Below are 11,888 nucleotides of genomic sequence, written 5' to 3'. Positions count from 1 at the left end.
AGTAATGCATAAAGATGGTAAACAATATTTTGATTCATATATCAAGCAAAAGTTTTGCTGTCCTTTTAGAACTTCTAAAGATGACTCTCTATGCCCATGTAACCATGAAAAATACTTTAATGGTAAGAAAAACAGAGGTTGTGTAAAATATATAACTATTGGCACTGATTATAGGTCCTCTATAAATCGTGATTCTATATTTTTTAAAAAAATATATAGTCTAAGAACTGAATCCGAAAGATACAATTCTAGATGGAAAAATCTCAATACAGAACAAGCTTATGTTAGAAATATTAACTCTGTTACTAATTTGAATACAATCGGTCACATTTGCCTTTTAACTGTTGCAATTGCTGCCATAAAATCTGGCTGCGTTGATAAATACAAATCCCTATCGGGATTTAGAAGAACAGCCTAAATAAATTATATTAAAATTAAATTAAATTTTTTGAACATCAATTTTACCAAGGGAGTAGTCTACCCTTTTTTTGCTTTTTTGGTGTTAATTTAAGTTTAATTTAAAATAATTGAGCTTCACTTCATAAAAGTTAGAACAATTTAACATAAATAATTTTGTTTTTTAATCAATTATGCTCATCTCTAATACTTAAATAATTTTTCTTCTTTGAAGATCGTATCTTAAAGCCGTAAAAACTAATACATCTAGTTAATATGCTTTTATTAATAGGTCTGGTGTAATTTGAGTGGAGGCTTAAGAAATTAAAATTGGCATTACTGAGTAATAATAATAATAAATTTCAAACAAATCACTATATTCTCCAATTAGCCAAAGGAAGTTCGCCAAATCGTCTTTTATATTCTTTTAGAAGTTCTTTCTCTAAATTTCTGGTATTTGTATTTTCAAAATAAATTAATAACAAATCTTTGTTATCTTTAATTTGCCATAAAGCTCTACCACCTCGGTGATTTTTTGCTTTGCCATAACTATATTCTATTAATTGTCTGATTCTTTTTTGCAAAGTATTTTTCTTTCCGTCAGCTTTTCCAATATATAAAATAATTTTATTACTTTTCTCAAATTTTTTTACTAATTGATTTTTATCAAATAACATAGATTTATTTTTATACTCAGTTATTGCAGTTGTTTTTTCCATTATTTCTACTTTAAAATCTTTGGGTTTAATAACAAAATATATCCCACCTTCATTTGGTATGGATTTATAAGAATTTTTTAATTCTGAAATAGTAGCCATTTTATCATTAAATTTCTCATATATTTCTGATGTAAATAAAATTTCATAACATTGATCTTCCATTTTCACACCTCCAAACAACATATTAATTATGCAATTTTTCTTTTTTCTAAAAATAAAATTCGAGACTTATGTTAATATAGTTGACACAGAAACTTAATTTTTTTACTATTTACTTACGCATTGCCTAATTGTTAATTCCTTCTTTATATATGAATTATTAATTACTTACTATTATTTACTTTATTCTACACATCCACCTATTTTCCTTCTTTTTCCTAAAATTATATATTAAATTCCCCTCGCTTCCAAGTATATTTGCACTGCAAAACAAAAAAGCCCTGATTTCTCAGAGCTTCTATCTATCGTATCAATGTGTTATTCAATTTTGATGAAACATTTTATAAATCCAACTTCCGTTGGTTTTTTTGTTGTGAAATTTTTTATAGGATACTCTCTCCCATCCAACCTGTATATCTAAAACACTCTCAAACAAAATTGGATAGACATTCTAATCGAATACCCGCCCCAACTATTTACATAGAGTCTACATATGAAGTTGTTAAAATTTTAAATACATAAAAATTGCTTTAATACTAAATCGTCAATAATTAACTCATATTCTTATTAATAATTATATTTACCTAAATTTTTTAATCTTTCCTTAATAATTTCTTTTTCTTCTTTCCCTGTAGCTACAGAAAGCCCTTTTTGGTATAATTCTATTGCTTTAACAGCATCATATATTTCACTTTTATGCAAACAATATACATCCCCATAAGCAATATAACTCCAAGGATTCTTAGGGAAATCTAATATTAATTTTTCACACTCATTTTTAGCTTCTTCTAATTTATTTAATCTAACCAAAGACTCAATTATTGCTCTCCTAATCTGATGAATTAATTCTTCGTCTTCATTCTGAAAATAATGTAGAAATTCTTTACAATATTTAATCCTTATTTCAAAATATTTTGGATCATCAATTCCTGCATTATATAACTCACTCTCTAGCTCTTGACAAAAGTATCTAATATCAAAACTTCCACAATACGCTTTATCCAAATATTCAAGAGTGTTAAAATCCTTTCTTATTCTATATTTTATCCCTTCCCAAACTTTTAACCACTTATCGCATGCCAAAATTGATTTATTATCATTTAAATATTGATACCCCTCTTCAATCAAATCTGCCATTTGCTCCATGGATAAAACATTTTCTGGAGCAAGCCTTTCCCATAATACCCAAGCCGCAAAAAAAGGAAAATCTTCATCTCTTCCTTTAGCTGTCACATTAAAAATATTAAACCAATTTTCAGATATCTGCTCTGCAGAATAATATTTTTCTATATCTTTTAAAAATATTTCTTTATTAAACATAATTCCTATGCTTTGTAATTTTTCTATTATTTCTTCATTACTCATTTCTTTTACTTCTTTATATGACCAAAAATCAAAAAGAAAATTTCTAAAATTATTAAAGCTCACTTCTGGGTTTATTTTATCTATACAACACTTTTTATATTTTTTACCACTACCACATGGGCATGGATCATTTCTTCCTACTTTCATAATCAACCATCCTTTTATTTTAGTTCATAAACATATTATAAAACCTCTAAAATTAAAAAATCAAGGGAATTATTGTAAACTTTGGATTCATTAATTACATAAAACTTTCTTAAAACAATCTTCTTATTTTCTATATAAAAACACTACTCATACTGAAATGACTTTCATCATAATTACAATTTATGAAAAAAGCCCTGATTTCTCAGAGCTTCTAAGTATCGTATCAATGAATCGTTCAAATATGTCTTTGGACGATGATGTTGATACAATTTAACGGTTTTTTATAGGAATAATAAATTTAATATCACTTAATTGTGTAGTATTTTTGCAAAAATGTATGCTTACTTCTCATAAGCTTTTAATGTAATGCATCTCAATATAAATTAACTTAGAAAAAATTTGAAATAAGATAAAAAATTTTTCTAATAACTTTTTTCGCCTTAAAAACTATAGCATTTAACAGCTTTGTTCTCACTATTTATTTTTTGAATTTCTTAACATTGTTTTTATAAATACAGTTATACCAGCAAAGATCATTCCCACTATAATAGTTCCAACAAGGGTTTTTATAATAATGTAAAAGTTTATTTCTGTCAATTGTATTAAAAAGATGGTAAATATTATTATTGAGTAAATTACCGTAAATTGTATAAAACGTTTCATAAAAAGCCCTCCTAAAAATAATTTGAACTAGTACATTTTTTCTATAGCCTATAGGACTTTACTATTTCCAATTCGATCCCTTCATTAATATCAATAACTTTATATTTTCTATGAATTTTTTACTTATCTTTATTAAATCATAATATAACTTGGTGTAATTTGTCCTGTAGGTGAACAAGTTACTCTGTGTTGAATATAAAAATCTTGAATAACCCATCCAACTCCTTGATATTCGAATCCAATATGAAAGTATCCGGAGCAATATGCTTCATATTTATTTCCAGCAGGTCCATGTCCGGAAGTCCAGTCACTGACCTGCCATAGAGGTATAGGGCCCTTCAAATAATATGCTTTAAAACTTCCATTATATGAAGCATATTGTCCGTTGTATGCAAAACTTGAACCAACAGCTACAGTAAATACATATATTCCAACCCATGAATAGTAATCCTTATATGCCTGTCCCCAAACTGTTCCACTAGTTGAAGTGATTGCAGAAGAAGGTACAGAAGCTACTAATGATGAAGTTGTTAAGTCAACTCTATTTGTATATATATATTTACTAACATCTTCAACCGAAAATGTTCCATTCTTGTAAAAAGTTATAATTACCTGTCTTATTTGTACTGTTTTTCTAATCTTATTTGAATAGAATTTATTATTATAGGAATTAAATTTATTTTCTTTATCTTGATTATCTATCTCATTTAATCTAATAACATCATCTTTACTCAATTTTTCAGTATTATTCAATTCATATTTAAAGAAATCTTCAATTATTAATTTGGTATCTTTCTTACCTATATTCTTTTCTAGATACTTAACTAATTTGTTTTCAGCATTTGTAAGCTTTCTTTCCAAATTAAGTATTTCATTAGACTTAACTGTATTTGCTGTAGCAAATACAGAGGTAATATTCATAATCAAAAACATTATAACTAGATTAATTATTGATAAAGTTTTGCAAACATTTTTATTTACATTCTTTAAACCTCCATTCACGCAATTTTTAAAATTTTCTATCCTTCAGATCTCAATTACATAAAATTAAATGTGCTAAATCTTTTAAAATTGGCGTTTTATTTGCAGATAAAGGTGCTTAATCATACTTTTCTCAACACATAAACTCGATAAAAATTGCATTTAAAAATTTCTTCTTATAAATTTACAATATACAAATACTTTAGAAAGTTTAAGAGCATTCCTACCTTTAATGGTTTTGTAAATTAAATTTTTTTATAGAATAAAAGTTTGATTACCAAGCGTTATAAATATTCAAAAACAATAACACCTCCATCTATAATCTTTGGTATTGTCAAAAGTTTTAGTATTCTATCAATTCTATGACGTAGATTTTTTATTTTTTCTTCACTCCACCCTTCGTCAATATTATAAATTAAACCAAAACTCGAGTTATTACCTACTATTACCATTTTATCCCTCTCTCTTCCATTTCTGTCAATAAAAAATTTTCATTTTATTCCGACATAATTCTGCATCAGCTTAAAGTAATACAATTAATTGCACATTATTTTGATATAAATTTCTTTTCAAACTCACCTTAAATATCAATAATTTGCAGATACTTATTTATAATTTTTAATAAACGTTAAATTTTTATCATAAAAAACCAAAGTAAACCTTTCTCCTGTAGTAACCTCTACACCTTTACCTCCACCTCCATCCCATCCTTAAACACATACACCATCTTCCCATCTGCATAAACCTTAACTGCCTCAACTACCATATTCCAAAGCTCTCCGTCAAACTCATCTACTAGCCCATCCCTACCCCTTAAAACCTTCATAAATTCCTCCATCCTATCCTTCTTTACAAGCCTTTCGAACCTCTCATTTTCAATACTTTCAATTTCGTTTCTAACACTCTCATACCTTTCAACTAAAGCATTGTATCTTGTCATATATTCCTCTTGGTCCTGTGCTTTGGTTGCATTATCACGAATACATCTATTTATTTCTTCTAATATTTCTTTTGCTTTCTTTTCAAACTCACATATTTTATCATCTAAATCTTTTGTACAAATCAGTTCCTTTATAACTTCCTCATAACCCTTTAATATTTCTTTCTTATTATTTATAACCCCATTAAACACTTCTACAAATGCCTTCTTTAAATCTTCTTCATTTATAAATGGTGTCTTGCACTTTTTATCATTCTTATACTTTGAATTGCACTGCCAAATAATCTTCCTATACTTATCATTGGAATGCCATACCTTCCTGCCGTAAAAACTTCCACAATCACCACAGATAATCTTTCCTGAAAAGTAGTTTCTACCTGTCTTATACCCTCTTGCACCTTTTCTATTCTTTATCTCCATCTGCACCATATCAAATACTTCAGGTGAGATAATTGCAGGATGGCTGTTTTCTACATAATATTGTGGAACTTCCCCTTCGTTTCTTTTTATCTTCTTTGTAAGAAAGTCTACTGTAAACTTCTTTTGCAGCACTGCATCACCTTTATATTTTTCATTTTGAAGAATACTTAATACTGTGCTTTGATGCCATACCCCTTTACCTGCTGGTGTTGGAACTTTGTTTTCTAAAAATTTTTATATGGCAAACTATATATGTGATATGTTTGCATCAAAAAAGCAAAAAAAGCCCTGATTTCTCAAGGCTTCTATCTATTGTATCATTGTGTTGTTCAATGTGTCTTTGGACGATGATGTTGGTACGATACTGGCATTACTATTTTAGGTAATTATATGATTCGAACTTTATTTAAACATTCCTCATATATAGTATTATATATTTTTCAAATATTACCCAATAATCAAGTTATTTCCCTAATCTTACCAAAGAGGACGGCTATATATTCACTTAATTTTTGATAATTAAGATGATTAATTTATTTACGGAATAACTTTATTTTTCAATAATATATTTATGGCCTCTTCTCTGGTAGTTGCATTTGTAACAATGCAGTATCCATCTATAGTACTCCATCCTCCCCAATCACTATTAACTTTTCCATTCTCTTCTTTATTTAATGCATTGTTTCTAAAAACACCTATAATCATACTACGAAACCAAGTCTTCGAATATAAATGCCCAAGAATATATTCTTCATAAATTTTGTGTCCATAACTATCATATCGTCCTGTATCATAGTAATATTCAAGAGGACAACCATCTTTTAAAAAATATACTTTTCGCATTTTTTCATTTGTAAGCTTATAATTAGAAACAATAATATGACCATTGAAATTGAAAAAATCATCGGTAAATAAATTCTTATAATATTTTCCTTAAACTTTAATTTTACAAGGAACAATATAGGAAGGATCGTCAAGTTTTATCTCTATAGCATCAAATGTCTTATTTATTGGTATTGGTATAACATATAATAAAATAATTAATATTAAAGCTATCCACATTATAGTATGAATTCTTTTACTTAACATCGTAATTCCTCCTGTTATAACATTTAGTTTTGTCAAGTTATATGATATTGGAATTTCATCTCCACTTTAAGTTATCTTATATATAGGAAAAACATAATACCTCTGAAGGAGAGATAAAATTATGTCTTATTTAATTTATTCTTCATTTCCACTTACTTCCCTTCTTTTTGTGATAATTTTTTTATCCAATTCCCATCGCCTCCAAGTATATTTACACTACAAAACAAAAAAGCCCTGATTTCTCAAGGCTTCTATAATATGTTGTTCAAATATGTCTTTTGACGATGATTTTGATACAAAGTTTGAAAATTTATGAACCTAAAAATTAAATTTTTCCATCCCTATCTCATTACAATTCAAATTTAATTTTTAATACCCTTAAAATTTTCTACTTTTAAATTTCATCATTTAAATGAAACCCTTCCATTATTAAATACATATCCTCTTGGTTTTATAATAAAATAATCTTCAAAGATAAATGCCCCATCAATATAAAACTTTACTTTCCATTTACCTGGTGGCATACCATCTTTTATATCAATCCAAAACCATTGTATAATTGGTTTGTTATTTTCATCATCAGAAGCATATAAAACATTTTCTGTAATATAATAAAATTCATTATTTGGTTTATACCATAACATACTTGTTGAATGTATACCTGTTACGTTTGTAAATTCCAATCTACAAACAATTTTTTCGTCGGTTTGGTTAAATGATTTTTTATTGCTTTCACAAACACCTTCGGTAATTCTATCGCAAATATTATATTGTTTAATATGCACATTATACTCTTCAGTATTAATAATTCTTTCACCGTTTTCATTTATAATTAGTAAAGAATATAATTCTCCATTGTCACCAGGAATATACATATTAGCAAAAGGATCATTTAATAGAAATAAACTATCTATTAAATATTTATATCTATAATACCCATAATTTATTTCTACATCAACACTCCAAATCCCATCATCATTCTTTTTCATAATATTTTGGTTTGCATCCCAATTATTAAAATCACCTACTAAAGAAATTGTTTTTGCATCAGGAAATCTAAATAAAAATTTTTGAATCATATTTAATCACCAGCATTAATTCTTTTAGTTTTCTTCTTACTCTTATCTTTTTTAGGTAGTTCATACAATTCTACATATTCTTCATATTTGTTTATCAAATAGTATTTATATAAATTATGCGTTCCGAGCTCGAGAATATAAGAAAGAAGCAATGAACAAATACCAAGTATAAGATAAGCTCCCCCTTGATTAGCACTTCTCGCTAAAACCTTCCCAAATATTGTTCCTAAAACAGCAAATGTTGAAATTATTGCAACTGATTTGCTGTTTTTGCCTCCTTTTTTATAATAGTATCCAGTTTTTAATGCTTTTTTATGAAATCTAAACCCCAAAACTAGTATTAAAATATAAATTATTATTAAAGGCAAAATATATTGATAAAAACCTAAGAGTAAACCTATAAATTCTAATGCAACAACCAACAAAATTATTGAAGCAATTAGAGTTTGTAACCCAGTAAAAAGTGTATACTGTTTTTGTCTTTTATTTGGATCCATCATTATATAAAATGCCCATATGTCAAGAAATATAATAAGTATAAGTGAAATGCTAAATACAAATTTTGTTACTTGCATATTTAATACAATGTGTGGAACAAAAGAAATTCCAAGAACAAAAAAGTTAACTACAATTATGCAAACCCATAAATAACTTTTAATAAGATATGGATGTTCCAACTGTAAATAATCTTTTAGAAATCTATTATTGTTTTCCATCATTTCACTCCTTATATTTGGAGGACATGCACACCCTCCTGCAATTTCAATTTGTAACTTTATCAAGTAGATTATTTAATCCATTTTTAGATGCGTCTTTGATTGAAGTTCCGTTATACTTAAATGATTCAGTTATGGCGGTATAACCCATACCAAATAAAACCCCGGCTGCGGCACCTATGACGTTTCCTGGGCCCGGAGCTACTGAACCAACCCATGCACCAAAAGCTGCACTTGCAGCTATATTGCCAGCTCCAAATGCTACGTCAACTGCTACATCTGCAGTTATTTTTGTTGCACTTGCTTTATTTTTTATATCACTATATACATCTATACCTGTATCAGCAAGTATGCTTATTACTCCTAATTTCCCTCCAACAGTTTTCATATTAAAAGATTCTTTTACAGCTACCTTTGGATCAATAAATTTGAATACTTGAGGATATTTTTCAGCATTTTTAATCGCATATCTTGTTCCTTTTATCCCTTCTTCAATCGCAGAACTTGTTTTTGCTCCTTTTATTATAGCATAATCTCCTGCTTTTTTAACAGTAAAACCATCATTAACATAAGCATCTATATATTTACTTGTGGTTGCTACAGAGGCGACATTTGCTAAAGAACTACCCGGAGCTTTTGTTGGATTAAAAGGACTAGAATCAAATGTTATTTTAGGCAATTGTTTTGAATTTACTGTTGAAGCAGAACCACCTATTTTAAACGGCTCAATTCTTACAGAATTTGAAGATACTATTGCTGATTTGTTTTGATTAGACGTCTTAGCGACATTTTGTGAAGGCTGTGATTTAGAAGTATTAACATATGTAGAGTACTTATATCTACTTCCAGAGGACTCAATTACATGCATTGTTTATCTCTCCTTCCATTCAGAATCTATTACCCTTAATTACCATTTTACCCCCCCCCACTACCAATTCTGTCAATAATAATTTTCCAACTAATTACTACATAATTCTACATGTGTTTAATCCAATAAATCCATTTATACTTTTCAAAAAATGATAAACCACCCACAAAGCCATCTATTACCTTATACAACCTTGCGGGTGTTATCTACCTTATTTATATATCCCATTCTACTTCCATTCCATCCTTAAATACAAAAGATATTTTCTCCTCTCTACTTACAACCACCTTATCCACTGTTCCTATCCAAAGTTCCTCATCAAACTCTGTAATTAATTCATCTCTTGCTTCAAGTTTGTTAATAAACTCTAAAATTTTCTCCTTCTTTACACTTTGCTCTAATCGTTTCTCCTCTATCCTTTCAAGTTCCTCTTTAATACATTCATACCTTTCAACTAATGCCTCATATTTTTCGTTATACTCTACTTGATTTAAAGCTTTATTGGCATTTTCTTCTACACATTTTCTAATCATTTCAGTAACTATTTCTAATTCACTTTGTAGCTTAACACTTTCCATATCAAGCTTTGAAGTATCTGTTAAGGCTTTTAATACATCTTCATATCCTTTTAAAATTTCTTCCTTGTTTTCAATCAAGCTATTAAATACTTCAACGAAAGCCTTCTTTATTTTATCCTCATAAAGATGTGGTGTGGTACATTTTTTATCATTCTTAAACTTAGAGTTGCATTGCCATATCACCCTTCTATACTTATCATTAGAATGCCAAACCTTTCTGCCATAAAAACTTCCACATTCACCACATACAATTTTCCCTGAAAAGCAGTTCCCTCCTGTTTTATAACCCTTTGCTTCTTTTCTCTTTTTTATCTCAGTCTGAACTAAATCAAATACTTCAGGTGGTATAATTGCAGGGTGACTGTTTTCAACATAATACTGTGGAACTTCTCCTTCGTTTTTCTTTCTTTTCTTAGTTAGAAAATCTAATGTTAAAGTCTTTTGAAGAATTGCATCACCTTTGTATTTTTCATTTTGAAGAATACTTAAAACTGTACTCTGATGCCACTTATGTTTACCTGCTGGTGTTGGAATATTATTATCTGTTAAATATTCTGCTATACTTAATGGCGTTTTGCCTTCTAAAAACATCTTATATATCATCCTTACAATCTTTGCTTCTTCCTCAACAATCTTTAAAACTCCATCTTCTCCTTTTTCATATCCTAAAAAATGCTTGTATGGAAGACTCACCTTTCCATCTGCGAATCTTTTTCTTTGTCACCATGTCACATTTTCACTTATTGAACGGCTCTCCTCTTGAGCTAAACTTGACATTATTGTAATTAAAAGTTCTCCTTTACTATCAAGTGTATATATATTCTCTTTTTCAAAATATACTTCTACACCCTTTTCTTTAAGCTTTCTAACTGTTGTTAATGTATCTACTGTATTTCTTGCAAATCTGCTAACTGACTTTGTGATTATAAGGTCTATTTTTCCATTTAAAGCATCTTCTATCATTCTATTAAATCCATCTCTCTTTTTAGTGCTTGTTGCTGATATTCCTTCATCTGTGTAAACATTTACAAATATCCAATCAGGGTTTGATTTTATATGATTTGTATAGTAGTCCATCTGTGCTTCAAAACTTTGAAGTTGTTCTTCATTATCAGTAGAAACTCTTGCATATGCAGCTACTCTTTTTTTCTGAACTTTTGTTTTAAGAAATGGAGATACACTTGAAGCTGTTGCTGGTATTACTGTTACTGTTCTTGCCATAGGCTAACTCCTCCCTCTTTAATAATCCCATTCCTTCTCTATTTCTTCACCATTACTTTTAATAAAGGTTAGCTTTCTTGGGCCTGAAACTTTAATTTCTTTTATATTTTTAGAAATTATATTTTCATCAAACTCATTTAAACCTAATAATTCTAAAGTTAACTTTATTAAAACATCTTCAGGTATCTGCTTTGATTGGCAGGTGTCTTTACCATATTGTTAAACAGCACATTATTCCATCTAAAAATCAATTCAAAAATGCAAATTATTTTAACCTCGCATGTTTCTAAAGGATGAAATAAATTGCATTCTTTCAAGTCAAATTTCTTTATCCTCAACAATGCATAATTTTTAGTTTTTTACAAATAATCATATTAAACTGAACAACAAAAATATAGGGGAAAAGCCCTCTACCTCCACATAAGCTTTTCCCCTAAATCTGAAATTTTGTTGTTCTTTAATTATGATTATATCCAAATTTTCTAACTTTATTCATCAATATTTGTTTTTAGGGGAAGCATCTTTCTATCCAACTCAATATGGCTGT

13 protein-coding genes and 3 pseudogenes are annotated in these 11,888 nt (G+C 28.3%); 1 reads left to right on the top strand and 15 read right to left on the bottom strand.

Annotation, left to right across the window (positions count from 1 at the left end):
• Window positions 1-418, top strand: a pseudogene (locus CAAU_RS14890) (transposase); the annotation flags it as partial.
• Between the two features lie 352 nt (window positions 419-770).
• Here the strand turns inward: CAAU_RS14890 and CAAU_RS08335 are convergent.
• The 15 genes and pseudogenes from CAAU_RS08335 to CAAU_RS15680 form a co-directional block, all read right to left on the bottom strand.
• Window positions 771-1,277: a hypothetical protein gene (locus CAAU_RS08335; RefSeq protein WP_008909004.1), complete on the bottom strand. Its 507-nt coding sequence runs from the start codon at window positions 1,275-1,277 to the stop codon at window positions 771-773.
• Between the two features lie 564 nt (window positions 1,278-1,841).
• Window positions 1,842-2,639 carry a hypothetical protein gene (locus tag CAAU_RS08330; RefSeq protein ID WP_202801045.1) on the bottom strand — a complete coding sequence of 266 codons (798 nt, stop codon included), beginning with the start codon at window positions 2,637-2,639 and terminating at the stop codon, window positions 1,842-1,844.
• Between the two features lie 75 nt (window positions 2,640-2,714).
• A pseudogene (locus tag CAAU_RS15210) lies at window positions 2,715-2,783 on the bottom strand (SEC-C metal-binding domain-containing protein); the annotation flags it as partial.
• A gap of 477 nt (window positions 2,784-3,260) precedes the next feature.
• Entirely contained in the window at window positions 3,261-3,449 is a 189-nt protein-coding gene (locus tag CAAU_RS08325; protein WP_008909002.1) for a hypothetical protein, read from the bottom strand.
• Window positions 3,450-3,581: 132 nt separating this feature from the next.
• Complete coding sequence (locus CAAU_RS08320; RefSeq protein WP_156792066.1) at window positions 3,582-4,370, bottom strand: hypothetical protein; 789 nt, start codon at window positions 4,368-4,370, stop codon at window positions 3,582-3,584.
• Between the two features lie 344 nt (window positions 4,371-4,714).
• On the bottom strand, window positions 4,715-4,882 hold the full coding sequence (locus CAAU_RS14635; RefSeq protein ID WP_008909000.1) for a hypothetical protein: 168 nt from the start codon (window positions 4,880-4,882) through the stop codon (window positions 4,715-4,717).
• A 227-nt stretch (window positions 4,883-5,109) separates the two neighbouring features.
• Window positions 5,110-5,790 carry a recombinase zinc ribbon domain-containing protein gene (locus tag CAAU_RS08315; protein ID WP_278244342.1) on the bottom strand — a complete coding sequence of 227 codons (681 nt, stop codon included), beginning with the start codon at window positions 5,788-5,790 and terminating at the stop codon, window positions 5,110-5,112.
• Window positions 5,785-6,003 (bottom strand): annotated as a pseudogene (locus tag CAAU_RS15430) (recombinase family protein); the annotation flags it as partial. The gene CAAU_RS08315 and the pseudogene CAAU_RS15430, both read right to left, overlap by 6 nt.
• Before the next feature lie 324 nt (window positions 6,004-6,327).
• Complete coding sequence (locus CAAU_RS14885; protein WP_008908998.1) at window positions 6,328-6,495, bottom strand: hypothetical protein; 168 nt, start codon at window positions 6,493-6,495, stop codon at window positions 6,328-6,330.
• Between the two features lie 228 nt (window positions 6,496-6,723).
• Window positions 6,724-6,879 carry a hypothetical protein gene (locus CAAU_RS14630; protein ID WP_008908997.1) on the bottom strand — a complete coding sequence of 52 codons (156 nt, stop codon included), beginning with the start codon at window positions 6,877-6,879 and terminating at the stop codon, window positions 6,724-6,726.
• 404 nt (window positions 6,880-7,283) lie between these two features.
• Window positions 7,284-7,958 carry an early set domain-containing protein gene (locus CAAU_RS08305; RefSeq protein WP_008908996.1) on the bottom strand — a complete coding sequence of 225 codons (675 nt, stop codon included), beginning with the start codon at window positions 7,956-7,958 and terminating at the stop codon, window positions 7,284-7,286.
• A 2-nt stretch (window positions 7,959-7,960) separates the two neighbouring features.
• On the bottom strand, window positions 7,961-8,674 hold the full coding sequence (locus CAAU_RS08300; protein ID WP_008908995.1) for a hypothetical protein: 714 nt from the start codon (window positions 8,672-8,674) through the stop codon (window positions 7,961-7,963).
• 46 nt (window positions 8,675-8,720) lie between these two features.
• Window positions 8,721-9,542, bottom strand: coding sequence for a hypothetical protein (locus CAAU_RS13945; protein WP_008908994.1), 822 nt, complete (start codon window positions 9,540-9,542; stop codon window positions 8,721-8,723).
• A 215-nt stretch (window positions 9,543-9,757) separates the two neighbouring features.
• Window positions 9,758-10,813: a recombinase family protein gene (locus CAAU_RS08290; protein ID WP_008908993.1), complete on the bottom strand. Its 1,056-nt coding sequence runs from the start codon at window positions 10,811-10,813 to the stop codon at window positions 9,758-9,760.
• 27 nt (window positions 10,814-10,840) lie between these two features.
• The gene (locus CAAU_RS15680; RefSeq protein ID WP_008908992.1) at window positions 10,841-11,341 is read right to left on the bottom strand and encodes a recombinase family protein; all 501 of its coding nucleotides are present in this window, start codon (window positions 11,339-11,341) and stop codon (window positions 10,841-10,843) included.
• Window positions 11,342-11,888 lie beyond the last annotated feature (547 nt).

It is taken from the genome of Caloramator australicus RC3 (assembly GCF_000297115.1).
In the GTDB taxonomy this organism is placed as follows: Bacteria; Bacillota; Clostridia; order Clostridiales; family Caloramatoraceae; genus Caloramator; species Caloramator australicus.
The sequence above is the reverse complement of the archived record's forward strand: the minus strand, read 5'-3'. Positions and strand labels throughout refer to the sequence as shown.